The organism is Aquiluna sp. Uisw_065 (assembly GCF_047731275.1).
Classification (GTDB): Bacteria; Actinomycetota; Actinomycetes; order Actinomycetales; family Microbacteriaceae; genus Aquiluna.
Genome location: NZ_CP159836.1, coordinates 1312434 through 1331268, shown reverse-complemented (window position 1 = coordinate 1331268; position 18835 = coordinate 1312434). Strand labels below are relative to the sequence as shown.

The 18835-nt window shown below is 51.3% G+C and carries 14 protein-coding genes and 1 riboswitch; of the genes, 11 read left to right on the top strand and 3 right to left on the bottom strand.

Going from position 1 to position 18835, the window contains the following annotated elements:
- Positions 1-111: 111 nt before the first annotated feature.
- Positions 112-3606: a TM0106 family RecB-like putative nuclease gene (locus ABXT50_RS06695; protein WP_415274086.1), complete on the bottom strand. Its 3495-nt coding sequence runs from the start codon at positions 3604-3606 to the stop codon at positions 112-114.
- A 583-nt stretch (positions 3607-4189) separates the two neighbouring features.
- On the opposite strand from ABXT50_RS06695, the gene ABXT50_RS06690 reads away from it, so the two are divergent.
- Positions 4190-4666, top strand: a complete 477-nt coding sequence (locus ABXT50_RS06690; RefSeq protein ID WP_415274085.1) for a hypothetical protein — start codon at positions 4190-4192, stop codon at positions 4664-4666.
- Between the two features lie 2 nt (positions 4667-4668).
- Entirely contained in the window at positions 4669-5163 is a 495-nt protein-coding gene (locus tag ABXT50_RS06685; RefSeq protein WP_415274084.1) for a hypothetical protein, read from the top strand.
- Between the two features lie 19 nt (positions 5164-5182).
- Here the strand turns inward: ABXT50_RS06685 and ABXT50_RS06680 are convergent, their stop codons facing one another.
- Positions 5183-11395: a DUF4011 domain-containing protein gene (locus ABXT50_RS06680; protein ID WP_415274083.1), complete on the bottom strand. Its 6213-nt coding sequence runs from the start codon at positions 11393-11395 to the stop codon at positions 5183-5185.
- Between the two features lie 144 nt (positions 11396-11539).
- Here ABXT50_RS06680 and ABXT50_RS06675 point away from each other — a divergent pair, with 144 nt between their 5' ends.
- Together ABXT50_RS06675 and ABXT50_RS06670 are read left to right on the top strand one after the other, a co-directional pair.
- Positions 11540-11911 carry a hypothetical protein gene (locus tag ABXT50_RS06675; protein WP_415274082.1) on the top strand — a complete coding sequence of 124 codons (372 nt, stop codon included), beginning with the start codon at positions 11540-11542 and terminating at the stop codon, positions 11909-11911.
- Positions 11912-11967: 56 nt separating this feature from the next.
- Entirely contained in the window at positions 11968-12306 is a 339-nt protein-coding gene (locus tag ABXT50_RS06670; protein WP_415274081.1) for a hypothetical protein, read from the top strand.
- A gap of 3 nt (positions 12307-12309) precedes the next feature.
- Here ABXT50_RS06670 and ABXT50_RS06665 read toward each other — a convergent pair whose 3' ends face one another.
- Entirely contained in the window at positions 12310-13218 is a 909-nt protein-coding gene (locus ABXT50_RS06665; protein ID WP_415274080.1) for an NUDIX domain-containing protein, read from the bottom strand.
- Positions 13219-13340: 122 nt separating this feature from the next.
- On the opposite strand from ABXT50_RS06665, the gene ABXT50_RS06660 reads away from it, so the two are divergent.
- From ABXT50_RS06660 to ABXT50_RS06630, 7 genes are all read left to right on the top strand, one after another.
- Positions 13341-14627, top strand: coding sequence for a vWA domain-containing protein (locus ABXT50_RS06660; protein ID WP_415274079.1), 1287 nt, complete (start codon positions 13341-13343; stop codon positions 14625-14627).
- 10 nt (positions 14628-14637) lie between these two features.
- Positions 14638-15138, top strand: coding sequence for a dual specificity protein phosphatase family protein (locus ABXT50_RS06655; protein WP_415274078.1), 501 nt, complete (start codon positions 14638-14640; stop codon positions 15136-15138).
- Complete coding sequence (locus ABXT50_RS06650) at positions 15125-15481, top strand: hypothetical protein (protein WP_415274077.1); 357 nt, start codon at positions 15125-15127, stop codon at positions 15479-15481. Before ABXT50_RS06655 ends, ABXT50_RS06650 begins: the two co-directional genes overlap by 14 nt.
- A 17-nt stretch (positions 15482-15498) precedes the next feature.
- Positions 15499-16806 carry a hypothetical protein gene (locus ABXT50_RS06645; protein ID WP_415274076.1) on the top strand — a complete coding sequence of 436 codons (1308 nt, stop codon included), beginning with the start codon at positions 15499-15501 and terminating at the stop codon, positions 16804-16806.
- Positions 16807-17049: 243 nt separating this feature from the next.
- Positions 17050-17163: riboswitch (SAM riboswitch) on the top strand.
- Positions 17164-17190: 27 nt separating this feature from the next.
- Positions 17191-17595: a hypothetical protein gene (locus tag ABXT50_RS06640; RefSeq protein WP_415274075.1), complete on the top strand. Its 405-nt coding sequence runs from the start codon at positions 17191-17193 to the stop codon at positions 17593-17595.
- A gap of 137 nt (positions 17596-17732) precedes the next feature.
- Complete coding sequence (locus tag ABXT50_RS06635) at positions 17733-18236, top strand: hypothetical protein (protein WP_415274074.1); 504 nt, start codon at positions 17733-17735, stop codon at positions 18234-18236.
- Positions 18237-18285: 49 nt separating this feature from the next.
- A complete protein-coding gene (locus ABXT50_RS06630; protein WP_415274073.1) occupies positions 18286-18831 on the top strand; it encodes a hypothetical protein in 546 nt (181 codons plus the stop codon).
- Positions 18832-18835: the final 4 nt, after the last annotated feature.

Here is an 18835-nt window from a genome sequence, read left to right as displayed (position 1 = left end):
CTCGAAGGCTTCTCGCTCTAAGGGTGCCTCGGACTCTAAATTTCCTCAGAAAGAAGAAAAATCTTTTCTAAATTCCCATTGGTATTCTTGTCCTCCCGAGACCAGCCTCTATTAGGCGAATGAAGTCAACCCCGCCAACCTACTTACCGACTTCACATCCTCAATCGACCTAAAGCTTGCTGACAGCAGGTGCTTTGAGAAAACTAGGTAGCAAACACTCTTGCCTCTACTGATTGCAACGTTGAGTCGGTTTCTATCAAGCAGGAAATCAAGACCTCTTGGTGCATCATCGGCTGAGGAGCAGGCGAGACTAACGATTACGACCATTCCCTCTTTCCCCTGGAACTTGTCTACCGTGCCGACCCTGACTTCATCAAACCCTGCCTGATCAAGTGCCTTGCGGAGGGCATTCACCTGGTTGTTGTAGGGAGCAACGATGATTATTTCTCCTGTTCCAACATCAGCAATGTGCTTACCAACAAGTTTGATCACCTCCTCAACCTCCTCTGGGCTGTGGGTCGAGTTACCAGTGTGATCAAGCTCGATCGGGTGCAATCCAGGCTCAACGCCTGGAACGATGTTGAGCTTTGTTTTGTCGATCGAGCGAAGCCGACCCTCATAGGAAAGCCAGGAGACTGCCTCGCTTAGATTGGAGTGCATGCGTCTTGTTGCCTCAACGAAATAGCCAAGGTCATCGGGCAAGATCGCGTGATCTCCGATGAAGTGTCCCAAGGCCGAGTTGTCTACACCCCCTGGGTGAACTGCTTGAACGACCTGAGCGAGTTGTTGGGGGTCGCCAAAGAGGATGATATTGTCCGCAATGCCTGAAGCTGCGATTAGATCGACCAGGGAGTACTGAGCTGCCTCATCAATGATGAGGTAGTCAAAATGATGCTCTCGAATATCCTTGTTGCAAAGACCAAATGAGGTTCCCCCCATCGCAAGACCTCCGCTACTGCGCTTGAGGGCGGTGGCCAGTGTCGATGCGCTCTTGTATGCGCTCCACTTATAGTCGTCTGGTGATCCTGAATTCAGAACCTTGAGAACCTGAAGGGGTTCCATTTTCGCAGCGATGCACTCGTCAAGGAGGTTCTCATTCGCGTCATGGGAGTTGGTCCCGACTGCTACTCTCTTGCCTCTTTCCACAAGGTGCTTGATAAGTCTTGAGGCTAGGTAGGTTTTGCCTGTTCCTGGAGGGCCTTGAACTGCAATGGCTGAACGGTGCATTCGATCGGCAGCGTCAATGAGGGCCGGAAGATAGTCTTCTTTGCCAGGTTGCATGAGCGGCATTAAGTCAACAAGTTCTGGGGGTCTCCTCAGTAGCAGATCGAGAATCGGGTAACCACGCGGTGGTTCTGCGAAAGGGCTGCCCCAAACCGAAGTTATCTCCCTTGCGGTTTCAATGAGGGAATTCTCTTTGCCGACGGTGTTGTAAGTAGTGACGTCAAAGATTGCTGTTGGCCTGTGTTTTAGGTTCTCCGGATCCTTTGGGTTCCATGCAAATACAAGTACCCCAGCCTCTAGGGAAATTACCTTGCCAAACTCCCAGCGAACTATTCCAGGCTCTATCTCGTAGCGGACTGCAAGTGAGGTTCCGGTCTTGGGCTGGAAAAGTTCCTCAGGATCCATCTGGAGCTGGTACTGACCTGAGTGCCCTGCTGTTATCTCAAGGCCGTCAATGCCGACCTGTGTCGCCTCGGTGACCAACATCGCATCGCGATCTTGGGCAATGTCCTCATCGTCTAGAGTCATGCGAACGTTTAGGTCTGCCCAGAACATCACGTCTTCACGCCGGTAGAACAGGACTGAGTGAGCTAAAGCCTCCCAGGCGGCTACTTGAACATCTAGCGCTTTGTCGAGACTCTTTTCATAATCTGCAATTGGGTCAAATAAGTAGGAGGTGATTCGCTCTAGCTCCATCAGCTTCATTTGCTTTGCAGTTAGCTGGCCCGATTCTTCCTCTTCTGACTTGTAGAAGATTGACTCCCAGGGTTTTGTGGCAGCACCATCGAATTTCAAAAGCCAGTCATATAACTCCATGGTGGATTTGACATCCTCGATGTTGTATTCGCGGATGCGATTAAATATCGCCTTTGAGTCGTCAATCGTCTTGGCGCGGTTTTCAATTTCAACGCCGGAGGAGAGCTGCTCCTCAAGATCTCGCCAGTTGACGAACTCCTCAATACTCTCTTCGCCTCCTTGCACGCCGGCTCGTTCGTCGAACCCGTAGTGCCTCTCAAGGTTCTTGATTGAGTACTTCGGTTCTCCGATCCGGACGCTCTTTGTGACCATGGGATAAAGATCAACAAACCTGTGTTCAGCCTCGAGCTGCATCAGCTCTTGCTCCATAACCGCAAAACGGTTGGCGAGTCGTTTTAGTGCAGTTCTCTCGTATGACGCGTAGTGATAGACGTGCGCGTTCGGGTTTTCCATCATGCGCTTATAGAGCCAAGTCATGAAGTTGATGAAGGCAATTTTCTCTGTTCTGCGATCTACCGCCCAGAACTCAACAAACTCTTGTTCTCTCACCCAGTTTCCAAGGAGATACTCAAGGCCCCCTTCACTGAAATATGGGAAGCCCTCCATGTCGAAGAACACGTCGCCATCATCTGGTTTCGGCAAGTATTGAAGCATCGGGTTCGCAAGCGACTCACTCTCAGGACCCTCACTCCCGAGACTCTTTAGCTGCAGTGTGGCCTGAAGTTTTAGTTTCTCAAAGGTCCGTTGAGAGACGTCCGGAACCGAGGCCAACTCACTACTGGCAAGCATCTCTAGGTCCGTGATCTTTGCCCTGATCAGCTTGTCGCGCATGTTTTTGCCTAGCCCTGCAACCAAGAGCAGATCTGAGGTTGCCTCTCGATCGTCCTTGCAAAGCTTTGGATACTCGCAGATCTCGCACTGCTTGTTTCCCGCGCAGTGCCATGTGAAGTTATCGAGCAGCTCAGATCCGTTGCTCGACTCAACTTTTCTAATCGCCTTTTCAAGCTCGGCTCTAGCGAGCCTGGTCGCGGGGACAATTTCTGCGTCTTTTAGGGGAAACAGCGTTCGGTTTCCAAGTATCAAGCCATGGTTTGCGTTAGGTTCGAGGAAACCCACCTGGGATAGGGCCTCTATGTAGATTGCCACTTGAAGGGCATATTCTGGTTTTGGGTGGCTGGAGTACTTGGCATCCCAAACCGTGTATCCGTAGCCAGTAGCCGATGAAGCTTTTCTTGCCGCTAGGCCTTGATCATCAAATAACAGTTCCCAGCCAGCTAGTACTAGGAAGTCTGGCTTCCCACGGAAGACTGTTCCATCTCCGCCGTGTTCTAGGCCTCCCTGGTAGATGACAGGCACCTTTGCCTTCATCAGTTCAAGCGTTTGACCAAAGTCTCCATCTTTTTCTGGTCTGGCAAATTGAGCTGGTTCAAGCTGATCCATAAGTTCTTTGGTTAGCTGAGCCTCAAACTCATCGCCATAGCGCTGGGGCAGACTTTTATCCTTGCCCAGCTCCTTTTCCTTCTTTTGCTCATCAATGTATTTCTTGAGCCTTTCTTCAACGACTGTGTCTTGAAGAACGTGAAATACGGACAGCGTTGTGCAGTGGTCGCAAGTTGAAGCTCGCATCAGATCGCGAGTATTGAAAGACCACACATCCCCAATTTTGTGCATGGCTAACTATTGCACTCGCCACCGACATATTTCTAGTTTCTGTCGGGAGGTTTTTCGTGTGAAGCGCATTTGGCCTGAATTTCAGGACTCAGTGAGGCTAGAGCCTTGAACAAAGGTTCCAGTAATCTCGAAAAATGCGTTTGGGGATAACGATGAAAACTTGCATTGCGTGTGCAGAGGTAATAAGAGAGCGCGCCTTGTTGTGCAGATTTTGCAATACGAGGCAGGATGACCCTTCCTTTCAATCAAGCACAACGCCCTCGTAGAGAACATTGACGAGAGCGAGATCTTGATGGCAGTGGCCCTTGGTCACTTTTAAGCGATTCACTCATCACTAACCTCTTACCCAGTAGAGCTCTAAGGAGAAATAAATGGTTTACATAAACGCAGAAGGCGATTACCCGCTGTACATTTGTCAAAGCCGCAACATGGCATAGACAGCTAAGAGAAAGGCGCACCTAGCTAGTCCTATGTATCAGTCACAGACTAAAAATGTCACCCCCTCCCTTTATGTTTTCTAAATGGGAGGCGCAACGATATGAAATCGAAGACACTGAAGGCACTAGGCAAGACTCGTAACGTTCATTTGATCGATATTGAGAACCTGTGTTGTGAATCAAATTCAACTCTGGAGCACGTGAAGCAGGCTAAGGCTGCCTACTTTGAAGAAGTGGAGCCCGGTGAGAACAATCTGTTCTTTGTAACCGTGAGCTCAAAATCAAACTTAGAAGCCGCCGTATTTGGTTGGGGCCAAGCATCCTTTAGCTGCCTAGAGGGTCACGATGGTGCCGACATATTGCTTGCCAAGATGATGACTGAGGATGACCTTGTAAATCGCTTCGGCAAGGTGTACCTGGCAAGCGGAGATGGGGGGCTCGCTCCGTTTGCCAGGTCTCTGATTGACAGTGGGGTTGAGGTTGAGATTGTCGCTGTTCCAAGGACAATGTTCTTCCAGTACAGGCTTCTAGGAGCCGAGGTCAATTACCTTTGGCTTGAGTTTGAATTGGCGGCCTAAACATGGCATTTCTTATCTCAACCAAGAAAGGCTTCATAAGCGCCTCGATTGAGCCTCAGTTCCAAGCCCATGGAACGGGGTCCATGGTCACAATTCAGCTGTCTGATCATGACGATGTTAGAAAGCTTAAGCGCCATCTGAAGAGCGACATCTTGTTTGATCAGACGAACGACATGTTCCCTTTTACGAGCTTCATCTACTTCGATGACCTGATTAGTGAATTCAAGCGCAAGAACCTGTGGTCTCGACTTCAAGACCACAAGGTTGATTTTTCAAAACGTCCGGTTGCCTATTACTGGGAGGCTTATTACACCGGTGAAAACGCCGATGAAGACGAGGAAATTGATACGAGTCTTTATTGGGGGCATGAGCTTCCCCCGGAGATTGAACACGCAAGATGGGGGTTTGAGCGCACTCCTGACGTATTTCTCGTTTATCCCCTCCATCAGACCCCTAAAGAGCTTGTAGGTGAGGCAATGGCTCACCCAAAGTCATAGCAAGACAAGGGGCCTTGCACTAGCTCTCATTCGGCTCGTAGTGGTCACCATTGAGCACAAGAAGTTTTCTCGATAGCGCAAACTCGAGAGCCTTCTCTGTTCGAGCTCGCACAACTGAACTCAAAGTCCTGTGGCCGAATGCGAGACCGGTTTGCCTGAGCAACTCTTCCTGCTGAAGACCGTGAGTCCTCCTGCACAGATCGACCATAGAGTTGCCAAGTTCAGTGAGTGAGATTAGCCTCAAGTCCCTTGGGTCTCCTGATGTTTTTCGCTTCCACGATGTGAAGGTTGCAACGGTCTTACCTTCCGGGAAGATAAATCCCTCAGTGTCCCGTTGGAAAGTATTGATTGGTACCACTCTGACAATCTCAGCTGCTCTCTCAGATCTCACGTGAGATAGGCCGAAGCACTTGGCAACGAAAGACACTAGACGATCTGGGTGCACTGGACCCTCAATCTGAGTTAGAACTCTAGTCAGGCTCACTATCGAGTCTCTAACCCCTGAATCGTGAACCTTGTGAAGGTCGTCTTTCCCATACGTTACGGCTCTAATTGGAAGCTCAGAGAAAGGCTCGATGTCGTCGACATTTACGCCGACCGAAAGCGCCTTTGTCGGCAATTCCTCGCGAGAATTCTCCACCTGAACGCTAGAAACCAGGTCTCCAACATCGGGAAGTTCGTCGAGGTCGACCTCGGGCGGATTGTCAGCTGCTCGCGACGCCTCACTCATAAGCTCCTCGAGACGGGTTCTAATCCTCTGCTTCTCTCCCTCAGTGTCCCTAATCCAGACGGGCATCCAAATACGCTCGACAGCGTTCCAGCCCATGTTCCTCTCAAGCACACCAACCGGAAGAACATCTCTGTCGTTCGCTGCCGGGCGACTCTTCCACCCAGGTCCGTCTAGAAGAATTGCGAGAATGAACTGGCCTGGCCTATTTGGATCCTCAACAGCAATGTCAACCTTGAAACTTGAGCGACCGTAGTTCTGGGTGACCCTGTAGCCCATAGTTTGAATTTCTGACGCCACATTGATCCTGTGACGGTCGGGCTCTTCAAACGTGGAGCGGTTTCCAATTGACCCCTCTCCATTTAGGTCCTTCGCAAACTTGAGATACTCTTTCAGCCCCTTCATGCCCTCGGAGCTTGTTTCAGATAGCAGCATGTCTTCCGGATCAAAGGAGCAAAAGACATAAACCCTCTTTCGAGCTCGGGTTATGGCAACATTGAGACGCTTCTCGCTGCCGGGCTTCGTAAGTGGCCCGAACGTCAAAGGCAGCTTTCTCTTGTCGGGATCCTTGGGATTAGGAATTGATGCGAACCCAATCGACATGATTATGATGTCTCGTTCGTCACCCTGCACTTTTTCCAACGCGCGAACAAATATGTGATCGTTGCTTTGCTTGGGGTCCAGCATTTTCTTGAGGTCATCATCTGCAGCTTTATCCAGAAGCTCAGCGATTTTTCTCTTCTGACTCTCGTTCATGGTTACAACACCTAGGTTCAACCTGGGTCCGTGCTCCGCGTAGAGCTTGAGAATTAGGTCTACAACCTGTTGAGCTTCTTTGGCGTTCGTGTTTGTTGTAGGAGTGTCAGGGTCGCCCCCTTGGGCTTCACTATCGACGGGGGGTTGGTCCGCGTTTTTAGGGCCGGGTTTTTTGGATGAACGAATGTATTCGGCGCCTTCGACGGGCACAAGAACAACTGCTCGGTCCTCACCTACCTTCTTGGATGGTGAAGGGAACGAGGCCAAGTTGCTGTCGTAGTAGTGGACGTTCGAAAAATGAATCAGGGCCTCATCCTGACTGCGATAGTGCCACTGCAAACGAACAGACGGCAGCTTTGAATACTCAGCCATTGTGAGGATGCTCTCAACATCCGGTTGGGCCAAGTCAGCATCTTCGTCGTACTCATCATCAGAGGAAGAGGCAGCAAAGAATGAGGTTGGTGGCATCTGCTTCGAGTCACCAACGATGATCGCTGACTTACCCCTACCAAGCGCACCAATGGAGTTTGCAACCCTGAGCTGGGACGCCTCGTCAAAAACAACGAGATCGAATTTCGCCAGATTAACATCTAGGAAGCGAGCAACGGAATCGGGGCTGGCTGCAACGCAAGGAGTGATCTCCGTGATCGTGTCCCAGTATTTTTTCATGAGTTGGCGAACCGAGATCTTGCCCTTTTGCTTGTTTATTTCTGCTCGCAAGGCACCCGCCCGACCTGCGATCGCAGTTGGGTCGAAGGAGCGAGCCTTCACAACTGAGCTAGCAATTGTGTCTCGGTTATAAACCCGAAGAGCCTCGACGCTTCGAGTCAACTTGGCAATGCTTGCGGCCTGGGCGCCAGAGTCGAAATTTGTTAGTTCGTGATCGTCTATCAACTTCTCAAGAAGCAGCGAGAGCCGTGCTTTCTCAAAAGACTTGGGCGCGTCTACGAACGAGATTTCACCAGAGAGAATTTGTCGATAGCCATCTATCTGACCTGAGGTCTTCAGGTCCTCAACAAGCCCGACGGTTTTACCCCAGCGGCCAACAGCCAGAAACTGCCCGTCTTGCCAGGCTTGATCCCAAGACTCAACCGCATCTGCGAGGCGACTTCCAAAACCCCCTCCTGCTAGCCATAGAGGAACGGAGTCTTGGTCGGCGGAAAGTGCTTCGAAAAGTTCCAACACGCCTCTGCAGAGGGATATCAGGGCTTTCTGGTCTTCTCCTTGAAGCTGCAGAACTCCACGAATTGCGGAGTCAGGAGAGTCGAACGCCCCACCTAATTGCCCCATTCTCTCGCCAGCGGTCAGGCGGGCCCCAGCAGTGCCGTCAGCGAAGAGTGCAGATGCCTGAACCATGCCAAGGCCGGGCAGGCCAAGGGAGCTCTCCTCAATGCGACGAGCCAAATCGTGCATCTCTCGAACCTGCTGCAAAACAGTGCCCAGCGAATCAGCCGTTACTTTAGACGACCAGAATGTTTGAACTTTGCCCGCCAAGGCATCCAGCTTCTTCTTTTTGAAGAGCTTGGCCTCTCTCGCGACCCGATGCTCGGCTTCAAGATCCGCCATCGGAATTTGCCCAAAGTTGCTGTTCGCCGTCTGACCGCCGCTGAGCTTCATGCTCAGTAACTGAAGCAACTCGAGGTGAGCCCTTAGTTTTAGCTTCACATCCGGCTGGCTAGCCGCAGCCAAGTCCACCGCGCTAGGAAGATCATCTGGTAGTTGAGCCACCTGAGTCAGCCCGGAAAAATCTCGCAAAGAATCAAGCAACGAAAGTGCAGAATCGTGCTGTCTAAGCAACTTGTAGCTGGAAACTACCGCCCGGGCTTTGGATTTCAGGGTATCGCGAAGCTCAGTGCTGGGTGCTTCAACTGCATTGCTAAAGCTCCATGGGTTCTTTGAGGCAATGTTGGAGTCTTGCCCGACTAGCTCAATGTCACGCATGTATGACATGAACCTGACCAGAGCCTCGCCATGGAAATAGCTGAGGGATGCACGACTCAGCTTTAGAGGCTCTACCTTTTCAATTTTCAACAACTTGTCTCGGACTGAATAAACAGACTCTCCGTGGACGTCGTCGACTCGATGGAGACGCTCGGGATACTTCGACAACGCTTTTGTGGCAACATCGAAGTCAAACGCCTCTGCCTCTATGCCAACCTTGTCAACTCTTGGATTCGCGTCTAGAGCTGCCAGCAGCTGTCCTCTAATAGAGTCTGAACTGGTGTTCTTGCTGTGCAGGTCCAGAACAAAGCTGCCAAGGCGGATGTCATCGAGCCGATTCTTGACAACCTGCAAAGCGGCAGGCTTTTCCGACATGAACAAAACCTTTTTCCCCTCTTGCAAACTGCGAGCCAGGAGGTTGGTGATGGTCTGAGACTTTCCGGTTCCCGGAGGGCCCTGAATAATGAAGCTCTCACCACGAAGAGATCTCACGACAGCACGAAGCTGCGTTCCGTCTGTGGGAACTGGCACCACGGCTAGCTCCTTGTCCAACTCCTCCTCGGTAATCTCCGCATCGCTCGCGTTTGGATCCTGGTAGGCAGCAGTGCCATCAGTCTCAATCAAGTGCTTTACAAGAGGAGCTTGGCTGAGTTGTTCCCAGTTGTCATTCAAGTCTTTCCACATGTGGAAAGTGCTGAAGTCGTAAGTGCCAATGGTGGCATTCTGCTGGACAATCCAGCTTGACTGCTTAGCTTCATCGATAGCTATCTGAACGGCATTTATTAACCCTGGAATGTCGAAGCCAGCTGCATCCTCTGCGGGTGCTGTGAGTGCTGGGATAGAGATGCCCCACTCCTGATAGAGCTTCAGAGCCAGAGTCTCATTGGTCGCTACATCGTTTGAATCATCCAACGACACTGCCCACATTCGGCCACGATCAATGGCCCTTAGGGTGACCGGAAGCAAAATCAGTGGAGAGACGGTGTATTCACCCTCTGCCCCTTTGCCATCGTTGCGCTTCCAACGCAAGGAGCCAAAGGTCATGTAAAGGTTGTTAAGGCCTGTCTCATCAATCGAAGTTTTAGCTGCTCGACTCAGACTCCTGACCTTGTTTGTTGACGCTTTAAGAAAGGTCTCCTGGTCTTTGGCGTAAGCACGCTGAGGACCCTCGTATAGCAAGGTCCGGTCTGATTTAAATTTCCCGTCCAGTTTGCTCTGCAATTCGGGGGGTACGACCCCATCCTGTCGGACGCTCGCCGAGGTGAAAGTGCCGTCTTGATCTTGAAGTATGGCCGGGGAAAGTTTGAGTTCACCCTTGTCTTGCTGAAGAAAATCCTCGATTTCACCAAGGCGACCCTTTGGGACAAATAGCTTCAGCTGACTTGATCGCCTTTTCATGTTTAGCAGGGGGTTATTGAACGTCAAGTCAAGAAGTTGACTCTTCCAGTACTGAACTCTCGGAGGAGAGGTGTCCTGACCTAAGCCTACTTTTGCGACCTCGACCTGAATGTTCAGGTCGACTGGAGCGTTTTTGATTTCATACTCAATCACTGAGCTAGTGCCATCGGAGTTTTTAATTCTCCCTGCAAGGGGTCTGTACCCTGCCTGCCGGGCTGACCTAATATCTATAAGTCGCCAGTCCTCCAGTTGCCTTTTGTGGAGAACGTTTCGGTCTTCATCGCTTAGGTTGAAGCCTTTCGCCTCGTATTGTGCGATTTCCTGTTCCGCGTTAGCGGCTCTTGTCAGCGATCCCAGAATTCTTTCTGATGCCAGAGCAACTGCGGCCTCAAAGCTTTTTTGATTTGGGCTGGTGCACATGGTGGTAGTTTCGACGAATAAGAGGTGAGGATTGTCTCTCGCCATCAAGGCGACACCCTCCTCGGCTGGTGCAACCATACTGCTAAAGCTCTTTCCTGAGCCCGTCGTGGTCCAGAATCCAATGAACGCGTGCCCAGGAATTAGGGCGATTATCGGTCGGATGTTTATGTTCTCTAGGAGTGACGCAAATAGAACAGTGCTGTCAAGGCAGGTCGCAGCCTTCGCAAACAAGATCTCCTCGTTGGTGCGAATAAGTTGGCCATGAGTCCAGTCCTCTGAACCAGGGGGGTTTGAGTAGTGAATTCCAGACGATTGGACAGCCTCGTATAGCGCCTTAACCTCAGCAAACACCTCTTCGTCATTACCTTGGTATCCGCTGGTGTTTGGGCTAAACGGACGATCCTTGGAATCCCTGTAAGTGCCCTTTAGTTCACGTGCTTTTGTAAGTAGTCCGTCCAGGCTCGGATCACGAGGTCGAACAAATGTGCTGAGCAGCAGTGCTGCTGAACCAAGCTCGCCTTCATCGGCAAACGACCAAAGCTGCGGCGGAAAAACCTCGGTAGGGATTTCCTGGTAAGCAATCTCCTCTGTACCATCAAGAATTGAAAAGACGAAAGAAGCCGGAGTTGCCTCACGGACCTCAAACAAAAACTCTCCATCTAGTTTGTAAGAAATCGGGGACACATCCCCGTCATAGGAATTACCCAAGGCCACAAAACTTGGCTCGCTGATATCTCGACCTTGGCAGCGAAGCACAACCCGAAGCGTGTACTCGCCAAACTCGGGCTCGGAGAGAATTTGGGATGCAAACCTGACACCATGTCTGGCACTCACAAGACGCTGATTCTGATAATGGGCGTAAGAGACATACGAAGGGGCAATTGCCTCTACTCGAACTTGTCCGGGAGCATCAATTACGGCTGTGCGCTGAACGAGTTTGTTCAGCCCTTCAGGCTGATACTGCGACGCCTCTGAGTTTTCTTCACTCACCTTGTTACCCCCAAGCTAATAACAAATAGTTTATGGCGTTTTGCCGAGGCAGCAGTCAAAGATAGCTGGGTTGCTATGCACAGATGCAATCCTGGCAATTGGATAGTGTTTCCACCTACTATTATGAGGATTCGGGGGTGAGCTATGCGTCTTGTTCTTTACTTTTTTACCTGGTCAATATTGATCGCGACACTGAGCGCTTTGGCACAGGCTGATAGTGAGAACTTTTTCACAGGCCTCTTTCTTTCCGTTCCTATGCTTTGGTGGTCGAAAGTCGTTCGAGACAGGCGCAGACGAAAGCTCGGACTCGATACGTACCCAGTAAAAGTGAGTGATTCCGGTTCGAAGCTCAAAAGAGCAATGCAGGCTGCGAGGATCGAGTGGGCGCGTGTACCAGTCCTTCCTGGCGAAGAAACCAGAGGACCAGTGGGCGGTTTCGATCTGCGGCAAGCTCAAACCGAAGAGGTGAGTGAGAATCTCGCGATAAGTGACCCTCATCAAGAGACGAATTCCTAACCGCCGAACCAGAGCGTTCGGAAGAGATAGTTCAGCCAGAGCCTGTCGCACCACAAGTGGCAGAAAACAAGGTGGAGCCGGACACTTCAGCGGGAACCGATCCAGAGTCAAATGTGCGTGACACGCCCGATGCTTCGACGGGCAACGCTCAAAATCTAGAGTCTGAGGAGAAGCCAGCACCTGCGGGAAAACGTTGGCAAGATGCCAATGGTAAAAGCCTTAACGTCGGAGCTCAGGTTAGCTTCTTGGCTAAGAGCAAGGGTCAGTCTGTTTCAATCCCCGGTTTGCTATTAGGGGAAAGGGAAGGCAAGGCAGCAGTCGAGGTTCAAGGAGGAGCGTTGCTGCCAGCAAACGAATACCTAATTCCTTGGCACGTTGTCAGCTACAGGGCCTGAAGCCTAGTCATCAAACCCGAGTAGCTTCCCGCCCTCTTTATTAGGGTCCGCCCAGTCGCGAAGACTATACAAAGTGGCCGGTTTACCAGGCCGCTTTTGGCGCTCTACCTTGATGCTGCTCTCTGCAATGAAGCTGGACTCGTTCAAGATGTTTCTGCGGAACTGATCAACCTGAGATCTCTCGCCACGACAGATGTCGTTTAGTTCTCGCAAGTCACTCAACCTGAAAGCCTCTGGAAGCGCTGTTGCACCTAGAGACCTAAACGGATCTAACTTTCCACCAAACGCGTACCTAAGTTTGCGCCAAGACAGCAAAACCATCTCATCGTGGTCAATGTCGAGCAACGGACCCCAGCCAAGTTGGGTTGCGGTTGCTAGCTCATGGCCACTTGATTCACCTGGCAGGTAACGTCCACCAAACCGGCAAAGTCCATCAAACTGCTCCAGCCTTCCATCCTTGGACCATCGGTCCAACATGGAAGAGCTGTGAACGATCTCTAAACCAACCTGTTCCTTTCCTCCGAGAACAGGAGCAACGTCTTCTAGGTTGGCAAAGCCCCAGAACGTAATAGAGATGACTCGTTCACCCTGCTGCCTCTCCGGGTTGTCAAAGATTCTTTCTTGACGCAGCTTCACTGGAGCAAAGATCCCCAGCTCTTCGCGAACCAGTCTTTGAGCTGCCTGTTCGATGCTCTCGTTTGGTCTTACGTCGGAGGCTGGCAGAACACGTTTTTCTGTGACGCTTCGTACCGCATCCTCATTGGACTTTCTCGTCACGACAAACAAACCCATACCAAAGCGCTCGTCTTTCGGGCTGCCAATAGAGACCAGCGAAGTGGGGACGGTGAATAGGTTGAAGTCTTCCAAGACGGTGAAGAGTGCAACGGTTACTACGAGTTTTGAGCTTTCCATGCCTAAATTATTGCATAAAAGCTGCTATTAGGGGCGGTTCCCGACCAACTTATTATTAGTTTGCGCAAAAATGACCTAACTCCTGCTATGATAAAGCTCAAGTTCATATTGAAAGGTGAATTATGAAGCACATCGCTCGGTTAGAGGTCCCCAGAATCAAAGCTGGCGCGACCCACAAGATCGGCCTACTGGTCGAGGTGAAAGCCCCAGAGCTTTCCAAATCCAACCTGGTGCGCAAGCCACAGGCCATCATCTTTGTTGTGGACCGCTCTGGCTCCATGGGGGACGGTCGACTTGAGTTAGTAAAGAACACCATTGGTGAAATGGTTGGTCGTCTAGCTCCCACCGACTACCTAAGCATCGTTTCCTTTGACACCGAGATGGAGATCCATGTACCCATCAAGGAGGTCAAAGATTTAAACCCACAGGCCATAAGGCGCGAACTGGTAGCACTCCAGCCAAGAGGTGGCACAAACATCGAGCTCGGGTTCGCAGCTGGCATGACTCAAGCCGGCATGGTGCCCGACGGTGTTGAGTCAAGACTTGTTCTTCTGTCAGACGGTCACGCCAACAGCGGTCACCAAGACCCAGCCGCATTTGCAAAGCTGGCAGCAAATGCGACAGAGCACCTGGTTAGAACTTCTGCCATTGGTATCGGGGAGGGTTATGACGAGCGCATTCTTGATGCGCTCGCCGGAGCCGGTCACGGAAACCACTTTGCTGCCGTGCAACTAGATGAAGCGGTTGCCGGTCTGCAAGATGAGATCGACGGACTCCTTGAGCGCTCCCTAAAAGACATTGAGATCAAGGTCACCGTTGCTGGTGAGATAAAGGGCCTACGAATCAAGCCAGTTGGTTATGTCCGTAGCGTCGAGAGTCTGAGCTCTGGTGTACAGGCCAAGGTTGGCGACCTGGTTTCAGGTGAAACCCGAGGCTATGCCTTCTTGGTATCTCTGCCAGCACTCAGAACCGAACTTGGCACAAGCCTCACCTTTGACGTTGAGGTTGCTGCAATGTCTGTCGAGGGTGAAACCAAGCTCAAGCAGGCCTCTCAGCTGTCATTGGAAATTGCGGAAGCCGCAGGCTTTGTCGCACCACCAAAGGACGAGGATGTTAGCGCAGAGATCATGGCCTACAGGCTCACCGAGATCAAGAACGCTGCCGCAGATGCTTCATATGGAGGTGACCACGAGGGCGCCAAGCGCATCATCCTTGGTGCTCAAAGAGACATCGACGACATAGTTAGAAACATTGGTCGACTCTCTCCAAGACTCCAGGCCCGCATCCTGGCTGAGCGCACGGAGTTGGCTGACATCTTGAACTACCAACCCGGTGAGTTTTCAAAGCGGGTTAGCGAATCGAGCTTCCGCTCGGCACGCTCCAAGTCAGACCCTAGAAGAAAGTCCTAGAGAGGAAATCATGAAAAACACTGACTTCTCCCCCAAAGGGGGCTACGGCCACAACAACGATTTGTGGAGTGAAATCCTCCCTGGTCTTTGGATGGGTGGCACCAGTGACCAAGCAACACTTGGTCACTCAGACGCGAAGCTGGAGATCACCCCGTTCCACTTCGACACCGTCGCAACTCTGTATGCAAGTGCAGTTCCGGTTGACTGGTACGTCAAAGAACTCAGACTTGGGTTTTATGACCACGACCAAGTCGACATAGATCAGCACGATCTAGACCAGCTGGTTGCCTCCCTTTATAGCGACTGGCAGGCCGGAAAGCGAGTTCTTATTCGCTGCCAAGCTGGCTGGAACCGCTCCGGGCTAGTAACAGGACTGGTTCTGATGCGTGAGGGCTTTAGTGCACAGGAAGCAATTGACCTGATTAGGCGCATGCGGTCACCAAACGCACTTTGTAACAGCACCTTTGAGCAATACCTAAAGGAACAGGAGTCCAGCAGTGTGGGTGTTTAGTGGAACCGGCTTTGTCAGTGCCGTTAGGAAAACTGACAGACCAGATGTCATCACCGTGCGCTCAAGGGACCGCAAGTCCCTTGAGCCACTGGCCTCAAGGGCCAATGTTGAAATCAAGGTTTCGCCCTATGGCGACTACCCATACCGGGCCTTTGTTGAACCAGCAGTCTTCACCGAGTGGGTGGGAGAGCAGACAAATGGCATCGACTACGACAACTTCAAAAACCAGGTGTCCCTGACTAGGGGACACCAATACACGAGAGCGCTTCACGATGTTTGGGCAGCAATGCTCGAGACTGAAGATGCCACCCGTGAACAACTAATCGCAAAACAAAACAACTAAAAAAACAGGAGAAGAAAATGAGTAAAGAGAAACATGTGGCAGGTCAGATCAAAGTAAGTGATGGAACCATCACCTTTGTTGATGTAGTTATCAAAGACGCAGTCATAGCCGCCGAATTTACCTCAGCAATCGAGGCGGGAGTCGACCCGGTCGAATTCGCCTATTCACTTCTAGACATTGGTGCGAGAACCGCCTCTCTAAGGAGCAACACTGCTGGAGCTGAAAAGATTGAGGCGTCTATTAACCAGGCGAAGACATCCATCTCCGAGACGGCAAAGACCTTAGAAGAAGCAGTTAAGAAGCAAGTGAAGGACCTTGCCGCGGATGATGGGGTTTTGATCAAGGGCATTCAGTCAATCATTGACACCTACCAAGAAGAGGTTGAGGAACTTGCTTCTGGCGAAGACTCAGAACTTCGTAAGGCCATGCTCAAGTTACTCAAAGACGCCAAGGAAGAGATTTCAAAAGACGTCAAAAACACGGTGGATGCTCAGCGCAAGGCGATTGGCGAGCTACTGGACCCAGCCAACGCCACTTCTCCGCTAAGGTCGCTCGCAGAAAAGATGCAGGGCGTAGTTGATTCAATTGAAGACATCAAGCGTGAGAGCGCAACAGAGGTTGCTGTTGCCGAGGCGTTGGAGACTGGGATCACGGGTGGATTGGATTATGAGTCAGTTGCTGTGAACGCCACTCAGCAGGTTGCCTCTCTAGCCGGGGATGACTGCGAGCACACAGGCGGATTCACCGGCCGAGTTCCCAGAAGCAAAATGGGCGATGGGGTTGTCGATCTCAAAGTTGGCGGCAAGGTCTACGGTCGCATCGTGGTCGAGGCCAAGAACTCCAAGCTCACTAAAAAGGACTGGGAGGCAGAAGCCAAGGGGTCAAAGGAAAACCGCGGAGCAAGTGGCTTCATTGGTTTTTGTAAGCACCCCAATGACATGCCAAACAATTCCAAGATCCTGATTCTCGATCCTCAGACCATAGTGATTCAGTTCAACCCTGAGTTTGAGGACCTCACCTTTCTGGCTCTCGTCTACCAGATTGTAAAAATGAACACCTTAAACAACGCTGGAAAGCTAGATGGCCTGGACATAGCCGAAGTCAACATCAGCCTCCAGGAGGCAATCCGCGCGCTTGGCGAGTTCGATGAACTGAAGAAGACCGCCTCCTCCATTGAAAATGGAGCAAAAAAGGTCAAGAAGCAGGCAGACTCCATCCGGGATGGTGTTCAGGACCGCATCAACAAAGTCCAGCAGGCGATTGCCAAGGAGTTTGAATCTCAGGCACTTGAGTCAGGTACCGACCCTCTCGAGATCGAAGAGTAATCTGCCGCCGCGTCGCTGAGAGCTCGGCGAAAGAGAGAATTCCCCCGCCTGTTTTTACCCCTTTTCAGGCGGGGGATCCCAACTAACATCAAAAAAAGGTCTAGGGGGCCAATCTCGCATCTCCAATGAGAAGGCTCAGGCCGTCAACATCAAGAGGCTGACCAAGAACAATTCGACTATGGCGACAGAGTTAAGAAGATTAGGTCTGCATAATGTCCGGCCCCCGAGCCATGTTCGTAAATGCATCAAGAATGGCAACGCTAAGAACTGGCTAGTTGTCTAGCAACCCGGTCCCACGACCTCGGGTGCTCCAGTAGTAGATGCGGCTCTAGAAACCTCTAGAGCAAGGCGTGGGGCTAAAGCCCCTCAATTACAGGAGGCATCATGATTAACGAAAACACCAGGTATGACCCAAAGCACTGTGGGCTCTATAAGCCAGGCCACAAAACCCACTTTGTGCAGTGCAATGTAATGAGAGACAAAAAGCGATACCCAGCAGAGGTCGAACTTGTGTCCCCATATTCAGTGAGGGTAAAAACCGAAGTGCAAGATGAAATCCTTTACTACCACGATGCAGTGAACCTAGTTCTCAAATGCACGGTGGCAGTGGATGACGATATTGCGTTCAGCCCAGAGGCTCAGCTTCTCTATGTGAAGACCGATGGCCCCGAGGAGGGGATCAAAGGCGCTTGGTTCCCTGCCTACCTAAGCAAAGATGAGCTGATTATGTGTGATGAGGTTGATCGAGATAGCGGATATTTCCAAGTCAGGGGCCATGAGGGTCAGTAGTAAGGCAGCCGAACAAGTCGGCAGTCTTACGAAGATTGCATTGACCGTTGTCGACTGACTAGATCGCAAGCCCGCCAATGAGGTGGGTCGTGAGCAGCCTGAAATAGAAAATAGTTATTTTTTGTGAAACAACAGCGTTGCTGTCAGTACCCATAACTGCAATCAAGATGTTCCGAGCTGAGCAAGATTGGTCCCGAGCGGCTCTAGCTGAAACCCAATTGGCCTACTCGCTCATTTTTCGAGATCTCGAAGTTCAGAATCTCGAAGCCAACAAGATTCTTGACCGAGTAGCCAGTTACTTTGAAGCCGCTGGTGAAATACCAAACGTTTTGCAAGTGAACTCAATCGGGGCGGAGCGACTCATGATCGCCGGTGAATACTCCGAAGCCGCTGCAGTCTGGAGCGACATCCTGCAGCAAGCGCTAGACATCGAGGACCACTACAGCACTCGCTCTGCTCGAGTGAACCTAGCCGAGTGCCTGCTGGAAGCTGGCGAAGTCCAAGCTGCCCAGGTGCAGCTTGGACTAATTGAAGCTACCGACTGGGGAGAGAACAACCTTGAGCTTCAGCGGCTTGAGAGAGTGACGAACCTGATGATGTCAAAGCTCGAAGAGTCGCTAAACATTGAGGTAAGTAAATGACTCGGACAAAAAGTGCGATGAACAGTGAACTTAAACCTAAGGAGAGTAAATGACTAACTCTGCGTGGGGGTCAAAGCCGAAAGCCCGAGCCAGTAAAGGCGAAAACTCGGCAGACTTGACCGACTGGCCTGAGCTGGTTGCTGTGCTGCTCGAGCGGAGCCAATTCCTTGACCCGGTCGATGTATTTACCGTTGAGTTTCGAGATGGTAAGAAGTCAAACCCCCTTGGGGACCACCTATCGTTGATGATCGGCAGAACCCAGGGACTTTTCGATGAGAACTATTCAGCTGTCGAGTACTTTCTCCATGCTGTTGGCGCTCCTCTGCAAGCGAAGGGCGAAACTCAGGCGGAGCTCTCTTGGGAGGGCATTGGGTTCTCCAAGTTTGATAGCAAGGGTAAGGTCTCATTTGCCGTCGGGCCTCTGGAGGAAAATGATCTGGTTAGTAATCTCCACGCAGCTCTTAGTGTGTTCGAGCTCTTCTATGGGGTGGGCAACGAGACGATAGTTCAAGCGATTGGGGACCCCGAGTTAGAGCGCATGCTCGCCGAGTTAGAAAAAGGAACTAGTGTTTCATTTAGTAGAATTCGGCAATAGGGGG

Coding starts and splice junctions, on each gene's coding strand:
- ABXT50_RS06695 (WP_415274086.1), bottom strand. CDS start 3,606: ATGCGAGCTTCAACTTGCGACCACTGCACAACGCTGTCCGTATTTCAC.
- ABXT50_RS06690 (WP_415274085.1), top strand. CDS start 4,190: ATGAAATCGAAGACACTGAAGGCACTAGGCAAGACTCGTAACGTTCAT.
- ABXT50_RS06685 (WP_415274084.1), top strand. CDS start 4,669: ATGGCATTTCTTATCTCAACCAAGAAAGGCTTCATAAGCGCCTCGATT.
- ABXT50_RS06675 (WP_415274082.1), top strand. CDS start 11,540: ATGCGTCTTGTTCTTTACTTTTTTACCTGGTCAATATTGATCGCGACA.
- ABXT50_RS06665 (WP_415274080.1), bottom strand. CDS start 13,218: ATGGAAAGCTCAAAACTCGTAGTAACCGTTGCACTCTTCACCGTCTTG.
- ABXT50_RS06660 (WP_415274079.1), top strand. CDS start 13,341: ATGAAGCACATCGCTCGGTTAGAGGTCCCCAGAATCAAAGCTGGCGCG.
- ABXT50_RS06655 (WP_415274078.1), top strand. CDS start 14,638: ATGAAAAACACTGACTTCTCCCCCAAAGGGGGCTACGGCCACAACAAC.
- ABXT50_RS06645 (WP_415274076.1), top strand. CDS start 15,499: ATGAGTAAAGAGAAACATGTGGCAGGTCAGATCAAAGTAAGTGATGGA.
- ABXT50_RS06640 (WP_415274075.1), top strand. CDS start 17,191: ATGATTAACGAAAACACCAGGTATGACCCAAAGCACTGTGGGCTCTAT.
- ABXT50_RS06630 (WP_415274073.1), top strand. CDS start 18,286: ATGACTAACTCTGCGTGGGGGTCAAAGCCGAAAGCCCGAGCCAGTAAA.